This is a genomic window from Oryzibacter oryziterrae, assembly GCF_021864535.1.
GTDB classification, from domain to species: Bacteria; Pseudomonadota; Alphaproteobacteria; order Rhizobiales; family Pleomorphomonadaceae; genus Pleomorphomonas; species Pleomorphomonas oryziterrae.
Genome location: NZ_JAKJIC010000001.1, coordinates 472,427 through 497,958, shown reverse-complemented (window position 1 = coordinate 497,958; position 25,532 = coordinate 472,427). Strand labels below are relative to the sequence as shown.

At 59.2% G+C, this 25,532-nt stretch carries 11 protein-coding genes and 1 tRNA gene; 3 read left to right on the top strand and 9 right to left on the bottom strand.

The features are described from left to right. Window positions 1-63 precede the first annotated feature (63 nt). The 4 genes from L2I41_RS02240 to L2I41_RS02225 all read right to left on the bottom strand — a co-directional run bounded on the left by L2I41_RS02240 (window position 64) and on the right by L2I41_RS02225 (window position 4,389). Window positions 64-1,119: an ABC transporter permease gene (locus L2I41_RS02240; protein ID WP_237151866.1), complete on the bottom strand. Its 1,056-nt coding sequence runs from the start codon at window positions 1,117-1,119 to the stop codon at window positions 64-66. Continuing rightward, window positions 1,116-2,645 carry a sugar ABC transporter ATP-binding protein gene (locus tag L2I41_RS02235; protein ID WP_237151865.1) on the bottom strand — a complete coding sequence of 510 codons (1,530 nt, stop codon included), beginning with the start codon at window positions 2,643-2,645 and terminating at the stop codon, window positions 1,116-1,118. The genes L2I41_RS02240 and L2I41_RS02235 overlap by 4 nt, the downstream gene beginning before the upstream one ends. Then, on the bottom strand, window positions 2,642-3,289 hold the full coding sequence (locus tag L2I41_RS02230) for a DUF2291 family protein (RefSeq protein ID WP_237151864.1): 648 nt from the start codon (window positions 3,287-3,289) through the stop codon (window positions 2,642-2,644). Before L2I41_RS02230 ends, L2I41_RS02235 begins: the two co-directional genes overlap by 4 nt. Before the next feature lie 158 nt (window positions 3,290-3,447). After that, a complete protein-coding gene (locus tag L2I41_RS02225; protein WP_237151863.1) occupies window positions 3,448-4,389 on the bottom strand; it encodes a D-ribose ABC transporter substrate-binding protein in 942 nt (313 codons plus the stop codon). Window positions 4,390-4,827: 438 nt separating this feature from the next. On the opposite strand from L2I41_RS02225, the gene L2I41_RS02220 reads away from it, so the two are divergent. Next, window positions 4,828-6,288 (top strand): L-fucose/L-arabinose isomerase family protein, encoded by a 1,461-nt coding sequence (locus L2I41_RS02220; protein WP_237151862.1) that lies wholly within the window; start codon window positions 4,828-4,830, stop codon window positions 6,286-6,288. Between the two features lie 70 nt (window positions 6,289-6,358). On the opposite strand, the gene L2I41_RS02215 is transcribed toward L2I41_RS02220, so the two are convergent. Continuing rightward, entirely contained in the window at window positions 6,359-7,264 is a 906-nt protein-coding gene (locus tag L2I41_RS02215) for an alpha/beta fold hydrolase (RefSeq protein WP_237151861.1), read from the bottom strand. A gap of 395 nt (window positions 7,265-7,659) precedes the next feature. Between L2I41_RS02215 and L2I41_RS02210 the strand changes: the two genes are divergently transcribed. After that, complete coding sequence (locus tag L2I41_RS02210) at window positions 7,660-8,979, top strand: tyrosine-type recombinase/integrase (RefSeq protein WP_237151860.1); 1,320 nt, start codon at window positions 7,660-7,662, stop codon at window positions 8,977-8,979. A gap of 43 nt (window positions 8,980-9,022) precedes the next feature. On the opposite strand, the gene L2I41_RS02205 is transcribed toward L2I41_RS02210, so the two are convergent. The 4 genes from L2I41_RS02205 to L2I41_RS02190 form a co-directional block, all read right to left on the bottom strand. Next, the gene (locus L2I41_RS02205; protein WP_237151859.1) at window positions 9,023-9,424 is read right to left on the bottom strand and encodes a type II toxin-antitoxin system HicB family antitoxin; all 402 of its coding nucleotides are present in this window, start codon (window positions 9,422-9,424) and stop codon (window positions 9,023-9,025) included. 2,119 nt (window positions 9,425-11,543) lie between these two features. Then, complete coding sequence (locus tag L2I41_RS02200) at window positions 11,544-16,262, bottom strand: NACHT domain-containing protein (protein ID WP_237151858.1); 4,719 nt, start codon at window positions 16,260-16,262, stop codon at window positions 11,544-11,546. Between the two features lie 502 nt (window positions 16,263-16,764). Continuing rightward, window positions 16,765-21,159 (bottom strand): hypothetical protein, encoded by a 4,395-nt coding sequence (locus tag L2I41_RS02195; protein WP_237151857.1) that lies wholly within the window; start codon window positions 21,157-21,159, stop codon window positions 16,765-16,767. 804 nt (window positions 21,160-21,963) lie between these two features. Beyond that, window positions 21,964-22,051, bottom strand: a tRNA-Ser gene (locus tag L2I41_RS02190). Window positions 22,052-22,294: 243 nt separating this feature from the next. Between L2I41_RS02190 and L2I41_RS02185 the strand changes: the two genes are divergently transcribed. After that, the gene (locus L2I41_RS02185; protein ID WP_237151856.1) at window positions 22,295-25,498 is read left to right on the top strand and encodes a DUF3971 domain-containing protein; all 3,204 of its coding nucleotides are present in this window, start codon (window positions 22,295-22,297) and stop codon (window positions 25,496-25,498) included. The last annotated feature ends 34 nt before the right edge of the window (window positions 25,499-25,532 follow it).

Sequence of the window (25,532 nt, the reverse complement as noted above, 5' to 3'; positions counted from 1 at the left end):
CCTCGATTATTTCGAGGTTCATATTTAGTCGCTGCACAATTTTGGGCAACAGGAAATGCGCTTTTATTCGGACATTACGCGTTGTTGCAGAATGACGCGAGATTGTAGCTTTTGCTGTACCTGATCAATGACCACCGCGGAGATGATTACGAGGCCCTTGATCACGGTCTGCCAGAAAGCGGACACGCCCATCATCACCATGCCGTCGTTGAGGATGCCGATGACGAAGGCGCCGATGATGGTGCCGCCGATCCGCCCGCGTCCGCCCGACATGGAGGTTCCGCCCAGCACCGCCGCCGCAATGGCATTGAGCTCGAAGGTCTCGCCCGTCGCCGGATGGCTCGCCTGCAGCTGCGAGGAGATGATCAGTCCCACCAGCGCCGCGCAGAAGCCGGAGAACATGTAGACGAACATCTTCACCCGATCGACGTTGACACCCGACAGCGCCGCGCCGCGCTCATTGCCACCGACGGCATAGATATGCCGGCCGAGCGGCGTACGGGTAGCAAGATAGGCCGCGATCAGCGCGATCACCACCAGCAGCCAGATCGAGATGGGAATGCCCACGAAGTTGCCGGCACCGATCAGCTTGAAGGTGTCCGAACCATATTCCGGATTGCCGTTCAGATTGGGGAAGGTGCTGCCATTGGACGACAGCAGCGCCGCGCCGCGGGCGATATAGAGCGTGCCCAGCGTCGCAATGAAGGGCGCGACGTTGAGTTTGGTGATGAGAATGCCGTTGACCGCGCCGATGAACGTACCCACCAGCACCACCAGCAGGCAGATTTCCAGCGTGTTGAACTCGATCCGCCAGCCAAAACCGGTGTCGAGACCGTAGAGCACCAGCCAGCCCGCGCTCATGGCGCAGAGGCCGACGATGGACCCCACCGACAGGTCGATGCCGCCGGCGATGATCACGAAGGTCATGCCGATGGCGAGGAAGGCGTTGAGCGCCACGTGTTTCGACACGATCACCACATTGGCCGCCGACAGGAAATTCGGTGCGGCGAAGGCGAAGAAGGCGAACACCAGGATCAGCGCCACGAAGGTGCGCAGCTTCAGCAGCAGCAGGATCGCTGAGGTCGTCGAAAAGTCGTTTCCGGCGGGCGTGGACATCATTGAACAATCCTGGATGAGCGGTCGGGGACGGTCGCCGAGATCACATCGGCCGGGTTGGCCCCTGACGGGAAGGTGCCGGTGATCCGGCCGTTGGCCATGACGAGGATGCGGTCGGACAGCGCCAGCACTTCCTCGAGGTCGGAGGTGACAAACAGGATGCCGAGACCCTCGGCGGCCAGGCGGCGCATGGTGCGGAACACCTCCGCCTTGGCACCGATGTCGATGCCGCGCGAGGGTTCGTCCATCAGCAGGATCTTCGGGCGGGTCATCAGCGCCTTGCCGATCACCACCTTCTGCTGATTGCCGCCCGACAGCGAGGAGACGGGATGCTCCTGGCTGGCGATCTTGATGGTCAGCTGCTTGACGAACTCCGCCGCCGCCTTGGCTTCCGCCGCGATCGACAGATGGAAGCCCTTCGCCAGCTTGTAGAGCGAGGACAGGGTGATGTTTTCGCGGATCGACATGATCTGCACCAGGCCGTCGCGCTTGCGGTCCTCGGGGATCAGCGCCAGCCCGCGATCGATGCGCCCGGCCACCGAATGTGTCTTGAGCGGCTTTCCCTCGATGAAGAAATGCCCTGTTGACTGCGGATGCTGGGCCATGACGCATTCGAGGAATTCGGTGCGCCCCGCGCCCATCAAGCCATAGAGCCCGACGATCTCGCCGGCCCGCACTTCCAGCGACACATGGTCGACCGTATAGCCGCCGCCGAGCCGCGGCAGGCAGATCTTCTCCGCCCGGAACACCTCGTCGCCGAAGGGATGCGCCTCGGTGCGCGGAAAGTCCTTGGACGCGCTGCCGATCATGTTGCGGACGATCCAGGGGATGTCCACGCCCTCCATCGGCCGCGATCCGGTGATGGTGCCGTCGCGCAGCACGGTGATGTAGTCACCGATGCGGATCAGCTCTTCCAGCCGGTGCGAGATGTAGACGATGCCCACCCCGTGCCGCTTCAGATCCTCGATGATGCGGAACAGCACGTCCACTTCCGACGCCGACAGCGCCGAGGTCGGCTCGTCGAGGATCAGGATGCGCGCGTCCTGTGCCAGCGCCTTGGCGATCTCGACGATCTGCTGCTGGCCGATGCGCAGGTTGCCGAGCGGCGTCTCCGGATCGATGTCCTGTTCGAGCCGCTGCATCAGCGCCCGCGCCGCCTGCGACTGGGCTTCGCGGTCGATATGGAAGCCGCGCACGGTCTTCTCGCGCGCCATGAAGATGTTCTCAGCCACCGTCAGGTTCGGGAACAGGTTGAGTTCCTGGAACACGATGCCGATGCCACGCGCCACCGCGTCGGCCTTGTCGGCGAAGACGACCTCTTTGCCGTCCAGCGTGATCGTGCCCGACGTCAGCGCCTCGACCCCGGCAATGATCTTCATCATCGTCGACTTACCGGCACCGTTTTCCCCGACGAGCACGTTGACGGCGCCCATGTGCAGGTCGAAATCGACACCCTTCAGCGCCTGCGTGCCGGGATACATCTTCACGCCGTTGCGGATCGTCAGGCTGACAGGATGAGCCTCACTCATGGCGCGATCTCGATCGTGGTGGGAACGATGGCCGGTGCCGTGGATGCCGAGCTCACGGAGGCGGCGCCCAGGAAGGTCACCGTCTTGCCGACGAGATCGCCATCGGGAACCTTGAGGCCCTTGACGGCCGTATCGTTGAGCGCGCGACCGAGCTTGGCGAACTCGATCTGATCGCGGAAATCGGAGAAATCGTAGAACGGGGCGAGATCGCGCAGCGCCGAGCCCTTGACCACCGGACCGAGCTGGATCACCACATCGGCCTTGCCGTCGCCGTCCATGTCGAGATCCACATGCGCCGCGCGCGACTGGCGATCAGCCGCGACGGCCTTGCCGCTGCCCTTGATGGCGAAGGACCACGGGCCGCCATCACCGGCGCCGCGATGGCCATATTGCTTGCCGGCGGCATCGAGACCGGCAGTGATCGCTGTCTTCAGCGTCGCAAAATCGACGGCCTTGGACGTCACCAGCGGGATCAGTTCCGCCTCATAGGTCTTGCCGATCAACGCCGCAATGCGGGCGTCGTCGCCGCTCTCGTCCGCCGCAATCGGCCTGGTCGCATCGGCGCCGTCGGTCTTGACGAACTTGCAGCCGGCGAGCCCTGCGGTCAGCGCCAGGGCTGCCGCCATCACAATCTTCATGGCCATGGTTTTCCGCAACCTGCAGAACCGGTCACCTGTCGCGGACGGAGGAAGCACGCGAGGCCCGCGCCGGGACAGCGGGTGCGTTCTGGCAAACCGTCCGATCAATGGGAAAGGCGCTCCGGCGCCGAAGGGGAGGGCGCCGGAGGCTATGTCTTGAGACCTTATTCCTTGATGGCGAAGGTCTCGAGCTTGGAGGCGTTATCGGCGTTGATCAGCACGCAATCCTTGAGCTGCTTCTCTTCGACGCCGGTGGAGCCGGTCTTCAGGAACTTGTCGGCCTGCTCCACAGCCAGCTGGGCTTCCGCATAGGCGGGCTGCAGCACGGTGGCCTTGATGCCGCCCTTGAGGATCGAGTCGCGCACGTCGTTCGAACCGTCGAAGCCGACGACGACCACGTCGCCGCGGCCGGCCGCTTCCAGCGCCGCGCGGGCACCCATGGCCATGGTGTCATTGCCGGAGATCACGCCCTTGATGTCCGGATTGGCCTGCAGCATGGACTCCATAACCGTGTAGGCTTCCGTCTGCGACCAGTTGGCGGTCTGACGGGCGACCATCTTCAGGTCCGGATACTGGTCGATGACGTCATGATAGCCCTTGGAGCGGATGCCGGCATTGGTGTCGGATTCCTTGCCCACGAGCTCGGCGAACGTGCCCTTTTCGCCCATCAGCTTGACGAACTCTTCGCCGCCCAGCTGAGCGCCCTGGTAGTTGTTCGAAACGATCTGCGACACGGCCACGCCGGTCTGGGTGATCTCGCGGTCGATCAGGAACGAGGGGATGCCCTTGTCCTTGGCCTTCTGCACGGCGGCCACCGAAGCGTCGGCACCGGCATTATCGAGAATGATGGCCTTGACGCCGGCGGCGATCGCCGAGTCGAACAGATCGCTCTGCTTGTTGGCGTCGTCGTCATGGACCATCATGATGGTCTCATAGCCGAGTTCCTTGGCCTTGGCGGCGGCGCCATCGGCTTCGGCCTTGAAGAATGGATTGTCCGGGCTCGGCGTGATGATGGCAATCTTGTCGGCCGAGAAGGCGTAGGTCGGCAGCACGCCGGAAAGACCCAGCGCAAACACGGACACGAGCAAACGACGATTGAGCTTCATTGTTACCTCCCAAGTACCTGCCCGTGCGCCCTCTTCGACGCAACAGCGCAGGAAGTCCTCAAAGTGCTGAAAGTGCAGTAGAAATCTTCCATCCCGCCCGGGATCCTCACCCCAGGCAATGACTGCGGCTACGGCGGAAGCCTCTCCTCAGGCTCGCCACCATGCCTCTATTGCTATCGTTTGCTTTCGTTTGATGTCAATATCCTATTTCACAGATGTTTACAGCGCGACACGGATCAGGCAAGAATTCGCGTGAGGAGCCAAATCCTGCGCAGTTTTGCGGCACGCTGATCGCTACATCGGCGATACTGTCAAAATTATCAGGGTGCCTGGACACACAGGATCCAATTGCACAGGGCTTGAAACAGCAGTAAACGAAAACAAACGAAAACATATACGGTCTCCATTCGAGGGAGGAGGCCGAATGGAGACAAGACCATGACATCCATCATTCGCAAGCAGATCACGCTCGGCCTGGTGATCGGCAGCCGCGCCTTCTTCAGCGGCGCCCCGTGTCGGCAGGCCCGCGAGGAAACCCTGGCCCATCTCAAGGACTTGGGCGTCGCCGTGGTGACCTTGCCCTTCGAGGCCACCGTCAACGGCGCCGTGCAATCGGTCGCCGACGCCCAGCTTTACGCCGATCTCTTCAAGGCCAAGCGCGACGACATCGACGGCCTGGTGATCTGCCTGCCCAACTTCGGCGACGAGATCGCCATCGCCGAACTCGTCCGCCGCGCCGGCCTCAATGTGCCGATCCTGCTGCAGGCCTCCAACGACGACCCGACCAAGGTTTCGGTGGCCGAGCGCCGCGACGCCTTCTGCGGCAAGCTCTCGGTGACCAACAATTTCTGGCAATATGGCGTGCCCTTCACCGAGACGACGACGCACACCTGCGACACCGGCAGCGCCGAGTTCAAGGCCGACCTCGACCGTTTCGCGCGCATTTGTCGCACGGTGCGCGGCCTCCGCAATGCCCGCATCGGCGCCATCGGTGCCCGCACCGGCGCCTTCCAAACCATGCGTTTCTCGGAGAAGCTGCTGCAGGCCTCCGGCATCACCGTCGTCACCGTCGACCTGTCTGAAATGATGGGCGCCGCCGGCGCGATCCCCGACAACGACCCGGCGCTGCGCGAAAAGCTCCAGCGCATCAACGCCTACGGTCGCATTGACAGCCACATCAAGCCCGAGCAGATCCTGCGCCAGGCCAAGTGGACGCTGGCGGTCAACCGCTGGATCGAGGAAAACGGCTGCGACGCCTCGGCCATCCAGTGCTGGCGCTCGCTGCAGGACAACTTCGGCTGCGCCACCTGCCTCACCATGTCCATGATGGGCGAGGAACTGATGCCCTCCGCCTGCGAAGTGGACGTCATGGGCTCGCTCTCCATGTATGCCCTGGCGCTCGCCTCCGGCGCACCGTCGGCCATCCTCGACTGGAACAACAACTACGGCCTTGAGCCCGACCTCTGCGTCTGCACCCACTGCGGCAACTATCCCAAGAGCTTCATCGGCGATACGCCCAACATCGGCGAACTCGACGTGCTGGGCGCCACCATCGGTCGCGAGAAGTGCTTCGGTGCCGTCAAGGGCAAGGTGAAGGCCGGCCCGATGACCTATTTCCGCCTCTCCACCGACGACCGCGCCGGCACCGTCAAGTGCTATCTCGGCGAAGGCGAGTTCACCGACCATCCCTTCCCGATGGACGGCGGCATCGCCGTCACCCGCGTGCCCGGCTTGCGCGAACTCATGCGTTTCGTTACGCAGAACGGCTTCGAACACCACGTCGCCATGGTCCGCGGCACTCACGCCGAAATCGTCAAGGAAGCCGTCTACCGCTACATGAAGTGGCCCATGTATCACCACGGCGGCGTGGTGGAACCGAAGCTGACGGTGGTGGGGTGAGGGGAGACCTCAACCCCGCTCATTAAGCCTGCCCTGAGCCGGATGCCTCCGGACAGGGCGGGCTTCCGCTTCAAGCGACGTTTATGGCGGCGCGCCGCGCGTTGGCGTCGATGCCGTCAGCTACGGTTCGATACGCGCCCTCCGGAATGTCGTGCCCCATGCCCTCGATCGGCAGATAGGTCGAGCCCGGGATTGAGCGCGCCGTGTCCTCACCGCAAGCCGGCGGGATCAGCGGGTCGTCCGTCCCATGGATGACCAGGGTTGGCGCCAGGATCGCCGCCAGACGATTGCGCCGATCGCCGGCAGTCACCATGGCACCGATCTGCCTGACGACACCGCTCGGGTCGTGTCCACGGCGCGCCTCCTCCAGCAACAGGTCTCGGTGCAACGCCACATCGAAGGGAAAGCCGCTGCCGGCAATGCACCTGGCGAAGGCAAGACGCACCGCCAGAAAGCCGTCAGGATCCGTCGCCGGATCGGGTGCGGGGCGCATCATCATCGCCATGACCTCTGGCGTTGCCTGGGGCAAGTCGGGGTTGCCCGTGCTCGACATGATCGAAGTGAGCGACAGAACACGCTCGGCGTGCTCGCTCGCCAGGATCTGCGCAATCATCCCGCCCATGGATCGCCCGACGACATGGGCCTGCCGGATATCGAGCGCGTCGAGCAGACCGATGGCATCATCAGCCATATCGGCAAGGGAATAGGGCAGCTGAGGCCGCCGGCCAGCCGAGAGGTCCGAAACCAGCTGTCCAAGATCCAGCGGCGGTGCGGCGCCGAAATGCGTGGAAGCCCCGGCATCGCGGTTGTCAAAACGGATGACTCGATAGCCGAGACCCGCGAGATACCCGCAGAACGGCTCCGCCCAACGGATCATCTGCGTGCCAAGCCCTGCAATCAGCAGGATCGCCGGATCCTCTTCCCGACCAAAGCTGTCCCAGGCCAGCTCGACGGCGTTGATCTTGGAAAGCTTCAAGATGGATCTCCAACCTTGTTTTGGACACGCGGCACCGCGCACCGCAATTTGCCAGACCGGCACACCCACCCCCCGGCGCTTCACCGCGCCCTGAAACAGGGTTTATATCAAGGTAAAATAAATTACAATTTTTATACTGGTATAAATAGGCAAAATGCGTCGTTGCGCCCGCTTGGGGATCCGCGCTGTAACGTCCCAAGCTCGGCCCAGAGCAGGCACGGGCTCATACGCAGCGGCTAGGGTAAGGCAGTTGTCTGTTGGATTTGGCGGAAGGGGTGGTAGCCATCACAACTTCATAAAATGGCGGTTTTTAGCCAAAAACTAAGACATCCCTTGACCAACTCCCCGAAGGGGTGTCTAAAAACGTCTAACAAATCATCTAACATGGCAACGACGTGGCAGAGCTGATCACAAAGCGCGGGGGGTATTGGCACTATGTGCGCCGGGTCCCGAAAGAATACGCTGACTTAGATCGGCGTGGGATCATCTTCCAGAGCACGAAAGTCAAGATTGTTGACGACCCGCGCGGCATCCACGCGCTTTCCGCCGCTCGCTCAATAGATGCCGACGTTATGGCCTATTGGTCCGCTCTCAAGGACGGCGAGGCGGATGAGGCCCGAACGCGCTATGACGCGGCGCGTCGGCGGTCCCGTCAGTTGGGCTTTGACTACACTCCGGCTCACGAGTTGGCGGGACGGCCGCTTGAGGAAATCGTCGCTCGCGTGGTCGCGATGGTCAACGCTGGGGGCAGCAACGGAAGCCCGGACACAGGCACGACGGCGGCACTGCTCGGCGGCATATCAAAGCCTGGCTTCAAGCTGTCCGAGTTGTTCGGTGCCTATGAGAAGCTGCAGGCGGCAACCATGACGGATATGTCTGAAGATCAGGTCAGGAAGTGGGGCAACCCGAAAAAGCGAGCCGTGGCAAACCTGATCGGCGTCATAGGTGACAAGTCTATTGACCGCATCACGCGGTCGGACGCGATAGACTTTCGCACTTGGTGGTCTGACCGCGTCGTCAATGAGGGCGTCCAGGCGCTGACGGCCAACAAGGACTTTGGCCACATCCAGACAATGATTTCCGCGGTCGACGAAGCGCACCGCCTCGGTCTTGATCCCGTTTTCACAAAGCTCTCATTTTCCGGAGGACAGGGTGGGCAGAGGGTTGCCTTCGATGTCGACTTCATCCAGTCGCGTTTGCTCGCAGACGGGGCGCTGGACGGGCTTAACGAAGAAGCCCGACGGATCGTCTATCTGATCGCCGAAACAGGTCTGCGGCTGTCTGAGGCGACAAACCTTACGGAAGAGACGATCCGCCTTGATGCCAAGATCCCCCACATCATCGTTTCCGCTGAGGGACGGCGGATGAAGACACCACATAGCGGGCGCGAAATCCCTCTGGTTGGGGTTGCGCTCGCAGCCATGAAAGCGCAGCCGGCGGGCTTTCCTCGCTACCGCGAAAAGTCGGCGTCCCTGTCCGGAGTGGTCAACAAGTGGCTTGCGGAGAACGGATTGCGCCCTGTCGATGGCCAGTCGGTTTACTCGCTGCGCCACTCATTCGAGGACCGGCTCACCGCCATCAATGCGCCTGACAAGATCATCGCGGTTTTCATGGGCCACAAGCATTATCGCCCGAAGTATGGCGTTGGGCCAAGCCTCGCCCTGAAGCTCGAATGGCTGGAGAAGATCGCACTCAGACCGCCTGCAGCCGTCTAGTGCGGTGGGCTGGTTCGACACTGACCTCACCTCCCTCCTCGGTTCATAGGCTCGTGCGGATCTTGTCGAGGGCAGCGCTTGCCAAGAACGCGCTCCGGCTCATGCCGTGAGCCTTGGCCGCGTTGTCGATCGCGGCAAGGGCACCCCGGTCGATATTGATATTCACGCGGACCGGCACGCCTTCATTGACCAGATGCGGCACACGGACAAAGGCAGCTCCGCGCGCCAAGGCTGCGCGAACGTCTTCGTTCTGCATAAGAGCATCGGCGGCTGGCGGATCCGTGGGTTCGTTGCCTTCCAGATAATCCCGCAAGACTTCAACTGCGTTGGCGATCGCCTCGTCAGAGGTTTCGCCAGCTGCTACGCAACCAGGAAGATGGGGGAAGAAAACTCCCCACAGCGTTCCGGGCTCTTTTTCCAAGAGGCCAAGATGATGGGTGGTCATGAGATCATCCTTGTTTGGGCTGACCGGCGCCTTTTGCTATCCGGCTTGTTTGCGATTGATTTTACCGTTCAGCTCGGACAGCCGACGCTACCTTTCGGTAGGATGCTTTGCGGCGCTTTCCCGCTTGGATACAGCATCAGGACGGCGACAAGTAAGACTATCTCTCCAGTTTTGCGCGCGAGGCCGGGCCATGAACTGCGACAGAGACCCGCTCACTAGGCACCCGTCAAGGTCAATGAACCACCGAACCAATGCAGCCTCCCGTCCTTGGGGCAAAAGAGTTTACGTCCCACCTCTCGACGACCAAGACGACCCATTTCGGTTGCTCGCGACTGGTCGTCACGATTCCCGACAGTATGCGCTTCAACCCAATCGTTCAGGAGCTTGGGACAACGGCAGAATGCGGCCAGTTCCACGTCGAGCCGAACGTTCACGCGGAGTAGTCACGGAACCATCGAACGGCAGAATTGCACAGCGCCATTCGCGGCATTTCGCCTCCCCGCACATGGAGCAACTGGAAATGAACCGGCAATAAGGGCAACCATTTTGAGCTTGCTACCGCATTTGCCCTCGACATTCCCGACGGATGCCTTCGTGTTGTCATTTGGCCCAAAAACAAAAAAAATCTTGAGAATTTTGCGCCCAAAAAAAGAGGCCTACCCAACCGGTAGATCCCCATTTCGGTTAAACTTTTCACCCCCCCTTACCCCCTCCATCAGCTTGCTGCCCAGCATCGCAGCGCGCGATTGGCCGGAGCGATTTGTGGATCGAAAGGGCAGGGGCCTTCCCCTCGATTTTGAAAACTCCATCAAACGGCTACTCATCGTGGGAGCGGGTTGTTTGATCTCGCGGGCTTTCCGCGCAGATCGCGTCCAGCGCCGAGCTTCACCTTAGCCGGTCGCTTGAGCGGGGCAGCAGACCTCGCGCAACCACGCAATCACCCCACGTTTCACAAAACCAGCCGGCGAACGTGGTCCCGCATCCAAACTGATCGCAGTGCCAAGCATCATCGGTTCCGTCGTCATCGATACCCCCAGAAATGCAAAAGCCGGACTCACAAGAGCCCGGCTTCATGACGTAATTCGTCCCGCCGACAACATGTCAATGTTCAAACCTTCCGTCAAGGGGCGATTTCCGGCTTTCCACTGGGCCGCCTCCAGCCATTGCGGTCGCCAGTGCCTTCCGCGCTGTTGCCTCGCGGGTCACACAATCGTTGCCAATCAACGCTCGCCTGTGGGGCTCAGAGCTAACGATCGACTATCGAGCTTTTGCTGCCGGCCTTTTGTCCTCAATCTATGATAGCTGACAGAAGAGAAACACCGCCTCAGATCAGTAACATCTCACATGTCGCGTTTCTTTCGTCCCCTTAGGGGATTTAGGGGTAATAGGTTCCTTTAAGGGTTCATTATAGGGGTGTCATCAGATGACACCCCCGGGGGTGTCATTTTGTCACTCATCACGCCATATTTTGCTGCCTGCCAGGGTGTCATTTTGTCACCTTCTTGGACCTATCGAAGGAACTCCGAAGTCGCGCCCGACTGATACAACCAAAATTATATGTAGGATGGATCTTTGACAGGGCATTTTTCCTCGCCTGCGCAAGCGCTATGTCCTACCGTAGCGTCCACTGTTCGAGATCGGCCTCCAGCGAGGCAGGGCTGGTAGAGTACCCCTGCGCAAAGCCTTTTACAAAGTGCCCGATAAGCTCAATTTGCTGCAACGCTCGTGCCAAATTACTGTTTAGAACATTGATTTCATATGTCTTTTCACATAGCTGTTGCAGGTAACACACAGACAAAATCTGACAGTGCAAGACGGAACAAAGGTCGACAACCTTAAACTGCGCACATGTCAACATGAAAGCATGCGGCTGCGCAGATATCATTCTATCGATCGAAATTTTGGTTGTCCTTCGATCTGGCGGTTGCGCAAGCAATACGACCAGCTGGAAGCCAGATATACACAATTTAAAATAGAGTTTGCCTCAGGCCGGGCGTTGCAGATCGACACTGCTAGGAACAGGAAGGAGTTGACCTCTCTTACTCATAAGGTCGAAGACGGACACAAAGCGGAGAAGGCCGACGTCACAAGGCTGACACACGGCGTTGGCCAGTGGTGATCACTGAAGAAGCTCCGGCAGACTCTGGAACAGTCGGCGGGCTTCCGGCCAGCCCGCCTCGACAAACACCGCCACGCAGTCAATCAGCTTGCTACGTCGGGCTTCGTCGTCAAAAACGAACCGATAGTCCGCCAGATAAAGCCCGACGAGATCGACAAGTAGCTTGGCCCCCATACTCTCGTGCTCGTAGCGGGCCACTCCCGTCGTACGCAGCATGGCTTCGGCTATGAGGTCGAAACACCGCGCAGGATCGACCGGCGCGAGCTTCTGAAGCAAATCCAGCAACTCATGGACGGAATTCGGTGTTCCTAGGGTCATCAGCTTGCCGATGATCTCGGAATATTCGTCAAGGAATTTGGTCTGCGCGCTGAAGCCTTTCAGCTCCGCTGTGAGTTGGTCGTGGCCTGCCGCATAGAAAATCTGACTGGCAATTTCGTTAAATACCCTCAACGCCGAGATCTCTTTGGGCGTCGGTTCGCGATCTGACTGCGGCCAGGAGAGTACTGCAGGCTCCACGGAATCAATAATCTCAAGTAGCAGGTCCTTGGTTCGGGCTCGTACGCCTTGAGGCTTTGACAGGTCACCGATACCCTCGATAATCTCTCCCCGAAGCTCGAAGAGCATGTGGCGTATCTGGTCTTCATGTGCCTCGAAGCCCACGATCCAATCGGAAATCGTCTTTGTGGATGCCTCAAAGTGCAAACGCAGCCTGAATTGCGTGATGAGCGCTGTGACGGGATCGTCACTCTGCTTTCTAGTGATTCGCTTGTCGAGTGCGAGGACGATTGGCTCGAGCCGCGCCGCGTAGTCCCGGTCGAGCCAGCCCGCTTTGGCAATCGCAAACCGGAGCACCGTCGAGTTGGTTTCTCGCGGGAAGAAGGCGTCCATGATTTCCCACATATCGTCCACGCTGGCGAAGGAAACGGCGGAAAGTCTCGTGGCTGCTTGCATGCGCACTGCAGGATGCGGATCGACCAGAAGCTTCTCGTATGTGGGGCGGACTTGCTGCCAGAACTCAGGTTTGCTCACAAGCCTCGATATAGCCTCAGCGACCTCGACACGTGGCGCTGGACTGCCCCAGGAAGGAACGTTCTCAAAGTTTTCCTCAGTGTCGTCATGCGGCTCAGGGTTCGGGTGTGAGGCCAATGCAATCAGAGTCGCTAGCGCAGGTTCTTTCAGATCTTCGGCCAGTTCACCATTTGCGATTGCAAGTCCTAGGGCGTCGGCGAGCGTCGCGCTTGCCTCGTCATCGATCGACGGCTCGAACTGCCCGAAGGCAATATTTCTCCTAAGCAAGGCTTCCGTTGCTGTTGTGAGGTTGGTCCAGTTTTCATCGCTGGCAGTATTGGCAAGTGCTGTGCGTGCCGCCTTAAGGGTATCGACGAGAAGCCTTCCCGGATCATCGGGGGCAACACCGGAAGTGTGCTTCCGCTCGACCTCTCTGATATGGAACGTCGTAGGCTTCGAGTTTTCGAAAGTTTGACCTGTTGAGAGAGACGCCGCTAAAAAATCGTGTGTAGCACTAGTAGTAAGGTTGTCAAAGCCGATTGCCTGAAACAGTGTGGCAAGGACTGTACGTTTCAAATCCTCGGGATCGGCGGTTTCAGATAAATCCATAGTGAGCCAACCGACCTCGGTCTGCTCGCGGTCTTGTTCCGAAAGAAGAGGATAAACTACGGCTAGAAGATTGATCGCAGCTTGCCTTGTATCCAGGCTCTCAAGCAATAGCGGGCTTGCAGCTGTACGCCAGATCTTCAGGCCCAACTCTCGTGGCTTGATCGTCCCCAGATCAAACAGCGTGCGCCAGACGAGTGATATCGAAGTCTCGCTCAGGAGAAGTGCCGGAATGTCGCTGCATAGCGACGGCTCATTGGCAGAAGCGAACCAGGTCGTTGTGGCTTGGTAGAGTTTTGCTATATCGTGGTAAGTATCGGTATCGATATCCCCTGCCCAGATGTAGCTCCAGTCCTCCTCAAAGCCGTAATTAACGCCGTTCAGTGGCATCAACCTGAGGCGGCTAGGATCGCTTGGCGCATGGTCCTTGTCACGTTCTCCGGCAAAAGATACCGCAAGGGCTCGGAACGCCAACCGTGGATGGTAGCGCAAGAGCGCAGGAAAGTCTTGACACAAAGAGTGTGTCGCCATCCCGAAGTCTTGGGCGGCATTTGAACTCATTGGGAGGATCCAACTGCTGCCGATTGATGTGACTTGGTCGCGGCTAAAGTCGCCCCCCCGGAAGACGCGCGAGAACAGAGAAACAACCAGGTCTTCGTCGTGGGGGGCTATGTGTAGTGTCGCGCGCGATAGCCAAGGAACTTCTTTGTATCCCACGCGGGTGAAACGATCGCCTTCAAGAACCTGACGAAGACGAGAACCGGATGCCGCTGGATCAGTGCCGAATGTCTGCGCGACGAAGGTAATCACGCGTGGCGCTAGCCAGCTAATGCGGTCGTCGGTTTGAGACATCCAGTCGAAGACGACACGGCTTGCTTTGCCGAGCGCGGCGAGGGACGTGGAATCAGGACTAGCGTCAATGAGCTTACCTATGAGAGCGGCCATACCGCCAATCTGAGAGTCGCCCGGCGACACCATCCAACCAAGCAGCTCCGCCCATGGCCCCACAACAATCGGTTGGCCGTGATGAGCCTTGGTCAGCAATGATCCGACGAGATGCTGGAAGGGACGCCCACCGGTCGTGTCGTCGGCTGGCAAAGCCTTTAGAAGAGAACCTAAGCTGTCGCCATCTTTGACGGACTCGACGACAAGCCGAGCGAACTCGACCTTGATAATTGGGTCGATAGCGCCATCGCCGATCAGTGAGACAGCAAACCTCCAAAACTCATCCGCAGAGATTGCCGCTTTGAGACCCTCGACCCAATAGCCGACTGCCGGAGAGATCAGGAGCCCCGCGCCCGATGCACGACCGAAAAACGAACGGGCGACATTCCTGTCGGGCATCAACAAGAGCCTTGCGACTGCGTAGTCGAACAAGACATGGTGCCGGAAAGCTATGCGGAGGGACAGTTCTTCGGTCAAAACACCTGCATGTTGCAGGTAATCGACAGTCGTGGCTGCCAGAACCGGCACTTTGGTAACGGGAATGTCGACGGAACGGGCATGCACCATCAAGTCGACCAAGCTACCGAGCGTCACTGTGGCAGCAATGCCAAGCTCTGTGATTCGCTCGTCCCAGTAGCGTGCGAGAAGCTCACCACGTGTCCCGACGCTCGAAAGTGCTGCGGCAGTTACCCCACCAGTAAGGAGGTCGCCCAGCAAGGCGAGGTTAAACGGATTCGTCGCAAGCGTGGCCAGTTTCGATCCGCCCGCCGCAATTGCAGTTGCGATGGAAGGCGAAAAACCAGTGACGTGCGCAATCTCGGTGGCGCTAAGTACGCCGACATGCACATGCCGTACCGTTGGAAATCCTGCGTGCGCGCAGTTCGCATCGGGTGGGTTCCCGCGGAACACCCGTTGCCACTCTCTGCCAAGGCGCAAGTCAAAGGTGCGCACTGAAGCGACTACTCGCCATCCAGGCATTGCCGAAACCGCCTCGACGAGCTTTCGATAGGTGGCCTCTGCCGCTCCGCCGCGCACTGCATCGAGCGCGTCGAGAAATAGGTAGCCAGGCCTCGCTCCCGGCAGGGTTGCGAGCACCTCAACGAGGGGGTGCTGAAGGCCGATCTCCCCGCGCAATGCGTCGAATGACGTTGCGCTCGCCTCAACAGCGAGAACTATCGCCGATCCTGCGGGGAGCTGCTTCGCTGTCTCGTAAATCACGGCTGATTTGCCGGCGCCGGGTTCGCCAGTGATCGCAAGACTGGAAGTGGCTGCGGCCGATGCAACGGCGGCAGTAATGGGCCTTGGGATAGTGACAATGCCCTCCGGCGTTCGGAGCGAGGCAAACCGTTCGAGCCGGCTCATTGTCGCCGCGCTGTAGGCAAGGAGCTTGGTCACATCGGCACGGTAGCTCGGCGGCGAGGCCAACGAAATTTTCGCCGATAAGGCAAGTCTGATAGCGGCAGCGTCGCCCCCTGTTCCGTTCGCGGATGCATTTGCTGCCCACGTGACGAGAATATCCATCGCGGCTGTTTCACTGCCGGGCCTTTCGACAGCATCACGCAGCGCTTCCTCAGAGAGTTGTCGTGACGCGTCAGTTATCGATGCAACGGCACATACGCGAAGAATGGCGGTTCTCTCCGCATCTGTGATCGGCGTGCCAGCAGAAGCCAGCCATGCGCGGTCGACATGTGCCGAGAACGTTGAAAGCGCAGATTTTAGACTTTCGGGAAGCGCCGTCGCAGCTAATGTTCTTTGCCGATCGAGTACTTCCTTGAGGTGAATAATGATAGTATCGCTGGTGTCTTCTTCGACAACGAGGAGGAGCCGGTCGCGCGCAACATCGAGACCACGACGAACTCCGCTATCAAGCACCCCGGCACGGAACTGGCGTACGAATTGATCTGCAACCGAAGCCAAATCGCTATCTGCTTTCGCCGACAACGAAATGTTGCGTTTTGCTTGCACATATATTTCTCCGACGTCCGTCCGAACCACAACGTCGTCGACCGCAGTCGGTGTTTCGAAATTAACTTTAATGGGGTTGCCCGGTAGCCCCGTGCTCAGCCGGGAAGTTGGCCTTTCCCCAAGGATGAAGGCGGCAGTATAGGCGCCCACTTCCGCTTGAAATACAACGCCGGCAGCAGTTCCACGCCCGCTCATAGAGTGGTTTCCTCGATATCGCATCCGGCTGTCAGGAGCACCTAGCCAGTCAAGTAATGGTACACAATTGGTGCTGCCTTGTTCCCAAATGGTCGATGAAATGTAACTATACAGCGCAGGGATGCAACAGAGTGATTGCGCCTCAGGTCACCATTCACGACAATGTCCCCCAATAAATAGGGTGTATTGGCGGAAGCGCATCCTTCCAGAGCAGGTTGGGCGACGTGACGCCGTTGCCGATACGATGTCTGCTAAGGTAGACATGAAACCGTCCTCTTCGACCGAAAATGGGGCGAAGCGGCAGCCTTGGGGCTGGGAGCGGAAGGTAGGCTCCTGAGACTACCCATAGCATAGCAGACATTTACGAGAGAGAGTCACATGGCCGCTTCCGGCCCGAGCCGGTTCTCTGAACCAAGCGCGGTTGAACACAAGTCCCGGCCTACTGGCTACAGTCATTCACCAATTGTTTCTGCAACGCAGCCAGATGAATTCAGTCTTCAAGCTACACTGGCAAGGTGATGAAAATTGCGTCAGGCGCGTCCATTCCGAGCAACTTTTTTTCTCGCTCCTTAGTCCGTTCTTTCAAGGCGGCTTTCCGCACATAGTGGAACACGGGTGCATACTGCGCCCAAAGAGTGTTGGGTCTTGGTTTGGTTGACACCCGGGCGTCCATGCAGGTCTTGGCGATGATCAAGCACCTCCAGAATTCCTCGGGCGCTCGGGCGTCCCACATGTCAACAATCCATTTTTCAGCCCATTGAGCGGCCTGATGAGATGACATTGCGGCTTTTGCTGCTTCGCCAGATAAGCTGACGTTTTTCACGTGCCGCTGGATTGCCTCCACCATTTCGTTGCTTTGAGATGAGAAGCTGGCAATTGTGGCGGCGTATGCATGGTCCAAGCTGTCCACGCTTGCGGTCAGATCGAAGACCAAATCACGTATATATCCAGCGGCGCCGAAGCGTTCGGCGGCCAACACCTCTCTCGCCAGGATCGCATCGTTGGCAGCGCCGAAAAGACGTTCTCGCCAGAGGCTCACTATGGGTTCAGAGCGCGCAGCCCCCCAAATAGCCGCGTGCTCTAGCGTCAGATCGTCTCCCAAGGCCTGCGTAACAAAACCCGGCGAGGCCAGAGCTCGCCGCAGGATCGAAGCGGCTTTGTCCGGCTCGTCTGTCGATATGAGCTTTGCTATGGCGAAGGCCAAATTTTTCAGCCAAACCATTTGTGATTTGTCGGCCCGCTCGATGATTGCGACCAAATCCGGCAGTATCGAAGGAACAGTCAGAACAAGATGTTGAAGGTCTTCAATGGTGATACGTTGCAGGAGCAACCGCGCATCGGATTCTTTAAGGCTGTCGAGAAACAACTTCGCTACCTGATGCAAACGATCGCGCGTTTCCTCGAACTTGTCCTCGCCGCCGAGAACGTCAGATAGGCTCTTCTGCTTAGGGAACCGCTCTGTATCTCTCTCTGTCTCATCTACGGAAAGGAAAGGATACGGCGCAAAATCTGTCATTGAGAAAGTCAGATCTGCTTGAGGAACTGGAATCCCTCCTGCCTTTGCCACGCCCCCCCTTAGTCGATGAGCAAAGCAACTTGCCATCGGTATGGTAAATTTCCCACCCAGCCGAGCGGCAGCTGCGAACCACGTCTCATGGTCAATGCGCTTCAATAGTTCATCAATGGATAACTCGCCATAAGCGCAGGCCTCGATCAACAATGCGGAGCCATACCAGCTTTCGTAGGGGCCGTTCTCGGCGCGCTCTGAAGTCCACAAGCTCTTAACATGCTCGTCTCTGACAACACGCAGATTGTTCACAACGGCGTGTTGAAAAGCCATTGCGCGTAGCATCGCGCTTTGGTGGATAGAACACTCAAGAATTTGCTCTTCGAGAGAAGGAGATATTTCGGTGCCACCATACAGTGCAGTCGACAATATCCGGAATGCGGCTTTCTCATCATTCCTAGCCAGGACCTCATTCAGCGCGTCAGTTATGTTCTCCGTCGGCTGATCCTTCATGGCTGGAATGACAGACAAGGTGTAGGTGTCCCCGAAGGCGTCACCCTTCATGCACCTGAGTTGCTCCTCCGCTGAAAGCCGAGCCGCTACAGTATAATACGCAAGCCACCGGCAAACTTGCCGGTCCTGCTCGGGGATTGTTTCAATGACATCAGTCTCAACGATCCGCTTAACAAAAGCCCGCGCCAAGTCCCACTGAACCAGCGGAATACGGTCCTCGCTATTCAAAATCAACTGTCTAAGCGGGAAACCCTCCCGTTCAAGTAGTCCCGCCATGATGCTACGCGCCTTAGCGTAGGCTTCGGCAGGGGCGAACCTACAGGCCATAGGAAGGAACTCTTCGTAATCATTATATTCTCCGCCAGACCAAAGGGTGTCCAGCATTTTTGCTGGGTTGAGTGCTTTGAAATGGTCGATCTCTATCTCAAAATCTGATGGAAGTTGAGCAAGAGGATCAGCGGCTTTGACTTGGCGCCATCTCTTCGGGTCCGGTGCCTCGAACAAAGCCCACTCCCTTTTCAAAGGGAGCGATATGTCTTGTGCTTCAGCCGCATCCGCTTCATTCCCCGTCGCATAGAGCATACGGACAACGGTCCACTGGCCGCCTCGCGAGGTTTCCCTGGATCGAAGCGGTTCCAGCGCCTTGTGGAACGCGTGGCGGGCTGCGGACCGCTCGACTCTGTTGAAAGTAGTTAATTGTTGAAACGCCTTTCGGCAAGAATACAGCCCGGAATCGAGGGCGAATGCCATTCCCATAGCAACAAAGCAATCGGAAAATGCGGCAAGCGACCGACTCGCCAACAACTCAAGTGCTAGTGTGATCAACCTGTCCGGCTCCCCCGCAACTTCTATCATTCGGCTCAGAAGTTGTTTTTCAAAGGGAGAGAAGCTGGCCAAAGTCTGTTCAATGTGGTCCCGTTTTTCTTTCAGGCTCTTCTCATACTCGGCCTCTTGACGAGGGTGATAGCGGCTGGTCTGGGTCTCTGGAGACTTATTGTAACAATGTAGCCAACGGCGGATTGCGCTTTCTGCAGCCGATCTTCCCACTTCACTGGACGCGACCTCGAACGTCGCGTGATAGAACCAGTCGTGATTGATCCGCTGTCCTCGTTCAAGGAGGAGCCTTTCCACGACCTCAAGAAAGGCCGTAGGCTGGTGCTTCACAATCTCAACAAACTCTTCAAAACGTTGGTCGGGGATGTTCTGAAGGTTAGCGAATGCATCAAGCGAAGCCGCAAAAATATCCCTGTGAAAGCGGAATGTATCATCGAGCGCGCAGACGAGCAAAGCTGCGAAAACAACATCCGCCGTCCGGTCGATGGCATTGATAGGTTCAATGAGTTGAACCACCCGTTCAGATAGGCTGTGTCCTTCTATATTGGCTCGCCAAAGCTGATCCACCAAAGCAAACCCGAGAGCAAGTGTGAGACCCTCGTTCCGAAGCTCATATAGATCGCCGGGGCCTTCAATCGAACGAAAGAATCGCGTTTCGATCACAGCATTTGCGTCCGCCTGAAAGTGCTGGGGAAGTGCTTTTCTTGAAGCCGTTACCCGTTCCACCACCTCGACGGCATGTTGGCTAAGTCGCCTAGTCAGCTCAGCGAACGGCTCAGCTTCGAAGTTCTCTCGCTGCGAGGATCGAAGGTGCTCCATCAAAATCCGATCCGTCGTCAGCCCTTTCCATGCATTTGGCTCGCGGCGCGGCAGTGTCTGTATCGCGACACCGAGAAGCCTAGGATTGCAAAGGGTTTTGCGGGTGGCGTCGTCAAGCCAATCCTGAACTATACCGTGGTGGGTGAGCAGAGCGTCTCTCTCCTGTGGGGACCATTCCGGAACCTGAACTTCTGACGGATTGAAGTCCAAACCTGGAAGAACTGTCCTGTGCCAAAATTGCGGCCGCACAGTAACAACCAGGCGCGCCCCGATTTCTTGCAGTTTGCAATGAAGCGCGTTGAGGATACGCCCCCAAGGCAAGCTCTGTCGCTGATTAATGCCATCGACGATGACCAGCAGTTGCGCCAAAGGAGGTGAAGCTTGCCATGCCTTAAGACGATGGCTCCATCGGAGCCTGAGCGCAGTATCCGAGATGTCACCTGACTGCTTGATGAGCATGTTGATCAGGAATTCTTCGAGGTTGTCGGCCGATACTCCCTCAAAATTCTCGGAGCTCAGGAACACGCCCATACCCGGTGTGCTGGAGCACATCTGCGCAGCGAGCCAGGACTTGCCATGGCCTTCATCGCCGAGCAAGGTGAGTTCTTGGCACACCTTCAGCTTATCGGAGATTTTCTGACGGAGTTCTTGTCGCAGTCCCGGCAATTGCCGATCCTCCAAGACAGCAATGGCTTGCCCTAAGGTGATCCTCGCCTTCCTTGCCGAGCAAAAGACCTCATTTCTCCATTTTAAGTTCTGCTCAATGGCCTTTGCGAATGCCAACTTCGAGACGTTCAGGCTCTCCTTGACCTTTTCGCAGGTCACTTCGAAATCCGGGTGTTCTGAAACAGAGCTGAAAGCGTCGACAAGAGCTTCCCGAGTTAAAATTTCTTGGCCAGTTGCAGGATCGAAGTTATCGACCAGAAAATTTATAGCTTCGTCACCCGCAGAAACGATTGCGATGGCTAACTGTGGCAAAGGCGAAGAGACCCAGTCTAGCACGAAGGTAGAAATCGCGTTGCGATCTCCGTCCTGGGTAACCTCCGATGAAAGCTGCGCATTAACTTCCACCGTTGCACCTAATACCCACAGCCGATCTGCATCACCTCTTGAACGCGCTAAGTCAGCGATCTTGGTGAGAACCGTTTCACGCTTCGGGCTTTCTGAATAGCGCTTGGCCTCAAAGCAGACGGCATCTCTGGGCAAGGCGGCATCACCATCCATCCCGCCTTGAAGCCCACTCGCGGCCAGTCGAAATGGGATGCCAGTAAGTTTGGTCAGAGCAAGCCGCAGTATGCCCTCAAAGCCAGCCGGCCCCGAGGGCTTGAGCGCCAAGAGTGAAGACCGAATCTGCTCAAGATGGGGCCTGATTTCAGAAGTACCGTCGTCGGCCATTGGTCACCGTAAAACCTTTTTCGAGTTGATTCTCGCTAGACGATCGATGCAGCGCGACTGGCAGGCAAACAGCTACTAGGAAGCCTGCTCTGGGGTCGGGTCAGGTTTGCCCGATACAGATACTCATTAACTGTTTGGCTGTGGAATCGGTCTTCAGACGCATATTGCTTCTCAGATAGTCCGTTGCCAACAACTCCCAGAACGTCCACGGGTGAACTCCCGCCTTATCTTGAGTGGTCATCGGCCAAACGCGACACCTCGACCGTGCGCCTTCCGCCCCATCAGGGGCGAATGATTGTTTTGCTGGAACGGCTACTTTTGAGAGAACGGCTGCAAGCTTGAAGCTACCAACTTGGGGCGTTTTGCTGACCTCATGGGGCCCGTCTGCAACCATCGCTACCGTCTGGGGAGTGCGAGCATGTCTCCGCGAGAATCGGACAAAGGCCGGCACTCCGATCAAGAAGGTCCATCAGATTGCTGGGGAGATACGCGGCGCTAGCAGCCGCGCGATACACACACTCATAAACCGCTTTTCCTGCCGACCAAATCACATAACAAATCATCTAACAAAATGGTCGCGCTAAAATTTAACTTATTGATTTTAATGATTTTTATGAACGCGCTTTTTTGATTTGGCGGAAGGGGTGGGATTCGAACCCACGGATGCTTGCACATCGCCGGTTTTCAAGACCGGTGCCTTAAACCGCTCGGCCACCCTTCCACAAGCGTCCCGCGGCGGTCAGGGCGGGGCGGATCGGGCTTTGCGCCCGGTGTCGGTGCTCTTAGCATGCGCGCCCGTGATGTCAACGGGGCGCGGCGTCTTGTGGGGGCAGGGTGCGCACAAAGTCGGACTTCCAGCCGGCCAATGCCGTTGATTTGCCGGCAACGGCGGGGATTCTCGCGGGCGGTGCTGGAAAACGCTGCCGATTGCGGGCATATGGGACGGGCAGTTTGAACCCGATTCATGACAGAACACACCGCACCAGCGCCTGACCATCCCGAATCTGCCGCTCTCCGCCCCGGCCGCTGGCGGCGCCGGTTGGTTCGGCTTGCGTGTCTGGTGCTGCTGGCGCTCGGTCTTGCCTGTGGCGGCCTCGTCTGGCGCCTGTCGCATGGCCCGCTGTTCACCGAGATCGGCGCCGGCTTCGTGCGCGACCAGCTGGCCCAACGCCTGCCCACCGTCCCCAATGTGGACGTGGGTGTCATCGGCTTCGGCCTGACCGAGGATCTGAAGCCTGAACTCTATGTCCGCGACGTCCGCCTCGAACGCCCCAACGACGTGATCGTCTCGGTCAACGAGATCGAGATCGGCACCGCCTGGTCGACGCTGCTGGGCGGCACGCCGCGCGTCGATCACATCACCATCGATCGGCTGTTCATCACCGCCACCGGCCCGCAGATCCTCCTGCCCACCGCCGAACAGGTGCTGAACGGACTGGAAGGCGCGGTACGTCGGGCCGATTTCAGCTATTTCGAGATCGGCGCGCTGACCATTCGCGACGAGGTCCCTGGCCGAACCCAGCGCGACATCGTCTCCAACGTCTCGATCACCGCCCAGGCCCAGGGCCGCGACGGCGTCGGCCTGCAAGCCACGACGCTGGGACTGAACGGTCCCATCTCGCTTGAAACCGCCGTCACCTTTCCCGAAGAGGGCAAGGACATCTTCGGGGTGACGGCCCGCAGCAACGGCTTCGATCTTGCCGACATCGCCCTGATTGCCGGGCGTCCGGACAGCTCGTTCTCGGGCGGCATCGGCTTCGACGCCAACCTCTCGCTCACCCGGGGCGGAGACCTCAAGTCCGGCGGCGGCAAGCTGCGCGCCGGCCCCATCTGGCTGTCGGGCGAGGGAAGCGACGCGGCCCTGCTGCCCTCGCCGGTCAATCTCGATTTCAGCTGGGACGACGGCGCCATCGAGCTCAATCCGTCTCCGATCAAGCTCGACGTCGGCCATGTGATGGCACTGGGGCGCCTCTCGCCGCCCAAGGCCGACAAGGCTCCCTGGACTTTCGATCTGTCGCTGCAGGGCACCGACCTGATCTCCTCGGGCCGGCAGACCAGCGGCCACGTGGTCGGCTCCTATGACCCCGGCCAGTCGCTTCTGGTGCTCGACAGCCTGAACTTCGACGGGGAGGGCACCTCGCTCACCGCTGCCGCCCGCCTGTCGCATGCCACCCAGCATCCCATCTTCGTGCTGTCCGGCGCCGTTCCGCGCCTTCCGGTTCGCAGCCTCAAGACGCTCTGGCCGCAGAATGTCAACGAAGAGGTCCGCTCCTGGATCGAGGACAATCTCTTCGATGGCGTCCTGACCAACGCCTCCGTCGACATCACCAGCACACCAGCGACCGCGGGCGATCCGCTCGCCACCAAACTGGCCTTCGACTTTGAGGGAGGCGTCGTCAAATCCTTCGAGGGTGGCCCGCTGGTGCGCGACGCCACCGGCCACGCCAGCCTGGATGGCAAGCGCTTCACTGTCACCATCGACAGCGGCTGGGGCGATCTCGGGAACGGCAGGCGCATCAACGTTGGCGGCTTCACCTTCGAAGTGCCCGACGTCGCCGCCAAACCCGCCCTCGGCGTCATGGACTTCAAGCTCGATGGCGCGGCGGGCCCGGCCGCCGCATTGGTTGCCATGCTCCCCATGAAGGGAACCGGTGACCTGCCGCTCGATCCCGCAGACGCCAAGGGGCAGGTCGCCGCCAGCCTGCATCTCGAACTGCCGCTGCTCAAGGACATACCGGCCGACGCCGTCCGTTTCAGCGGCAAGCTGGACATCAAGGATCTCGCCCCCGGCCTTCCCATTGATGGCCGCACGATCACCAACGCCGATCTGTCGGTCGACCTCACCAACCAGGGGGCCGTCATCAAGGGCACCGCCCTCGTCGACAACGCCAAGGCCAGCATCGATCTCACCAGCCCCTTCGTCGCGGAAGGCCAATCCAAGAGCGCGGTCAAGCTGACCCTAGACGATGCCGGCCGCGCCGCCCAGGGCTTTGCCTTCGGCGACGCCCTCAAGGGCCCGGTTGACGTCGTGGTGTCCTCAGAGGATCCAGACGTGCGGCAGATCACCGTCGATCTTGCCAAGGCCCGCGTCAACATTCCCGCCCTCGGCTTCACCAAGGCGGCCAAGAAGCCTGGCACCATCTCCTTCAAGATGACCACCACCGACAACGGCGTCGACATCACCGATCTCAAGGTGCGTGCCGCCGGTGCGGCGGTCGACGGCAAGATCCACATGGCCTCGGACGGCAGCCTGCAGGCGGCCGACTTCAGCCGCTTCAACATTTCCGGCACCGATCAGGCCACGCTGTCGATCCGCCGCAAGGGCAACCGCATCGCCGTCACCCTGAAGGGGGCCAGCTTCAACGGTCAGGGCATGGTCCACAACCTGATCCAGTCCAAGGCCGACGCCACAGGCTTCGAGGGCATGGCTTTTGACATTTCCGCGACAATCGACGCGGTGCTCGGTTACAATGGTGAGACAATCCGCGGCATCAATCTGTCTGCCGATGTGGAAGACGGCACGGTCGCAGCCCTGTCTCTCACCGCCCAGACTGACGACGGATCAGCCACGTCGGCCACCATCACGCCCAACGACGACAAGCGCCGCATTCGCGTCGAAACCGGCAATATCGGCGGCATGCTGCGCTTCTTCGATATCTACCCGCGTGTCTTCGGCGGCCGCGCGGCCGTCACCGGCATGCTGGACGACGATGGCAACCTCAACGCCACCATCGACGGCAGCAAATGGAAGGTGGTGGAAGAACCGGCACTTGCGCGCCTGTCCCAGGCTTCGAAGGAGGGCCCGACCGAAGGCCTCTCCACAGCCGACATCCGCCGCCTGAGCTTCCAGATCGGCTTCGGCCATGGCGTGCTCTCCATCGTCAACGGCTACGTGCGTGCGGAAACGGCCGGCCTCACCATGAACGGCGACGTCGATTTCGGACGCCAGACCATGCGCCTCGGCGGCAGCTATCTGCCGGCCAGCCAGCTCGACAGCGTCCTCGGCGCCATCCCCATCCTTGGACAGACCATCTTCGCCAGCGGCCGCGCCGGCCTGCTCGGCGTGTCCTTCCATCTGGGCGGCTCCATCGACAGCCCGCAACTGACGGTCAACCCTCTATCCGCCATGGCGCCGGGCATTTTCCGCAAGCTGTTCGAGCTGAAATAGCCCATCAGGGGGGCACATCAGGCTCACCCGGTCG

Excerpts from the sequence above, each read along its gene's own strand:
- L2I41_RS02240 (WP_237151866.1), bottom strand. The coding sequence starts at position 1,119 with ATGATGTCCACGCCCGCCGGAAACGACTTTTCGACGACCTCAGCGATC.
- L2I41_RS02235 (WP_237151865.1), bottom strand. The coding sequence starts at position 2,645 with ATGAGTGAGGCTCATCCTGTCAGCCTGACGATCCGCAACGGCGTGAAG.
- L2I41_RS02230 (WP_237151864.1), bottom strand. The coding sequence starts at position 3,289 with ATGGCCATGAAGATTGTGATGGCGGCAGCCCTGGCGCTGACCGCAGGG.
- L2I41_RS02225 (WP_237151863.1), bottom strand. The coding sequence starts at position 4,389 with ATGAAGCTCAATCGTCGTTTGCTCGTGTCCGTGTTTGCGCTGGGTCTT.
- L2I41_RS02220 (WP_237151862.1), top strand. The coding sequence starts at position 4,828 with ATGACATCCATCATTCGCAAGCAGATCACGCTCGGCCTGGTGATCGGC.
- L2I41_RS02205 (WP_237151859.1), bottom strand. The coding sequence starts at position 9,424 with ATGACCACCCATCATCTTGGCCTCTTGGAAAAAGAGCCCGGAACGCTG.
- L2I41_RS02200 (WP_237151858.1), bottom strand. The coding sequence starts at position 16,262 with ATGAGCGGGCGTGGAACTGCTGCCGGCGTTGTATTTCAAGCGGAAGTG.
- L2I41_RS02195 (WP_237151857.1), bottom strand. The coding sequence starts at position 21,159 with ATGGATGGTGATGCCGCCTTGCCCAGAGATGCCGTCTGCTTTGAGGCC.
- L2I41_RS02185 (WP_237151856.1), top strand. The coding sequence starts at position 22,295 with ATGACAGAACACACCGCACCAGCGCCTGACCATCCCGAATCTGCCGCT.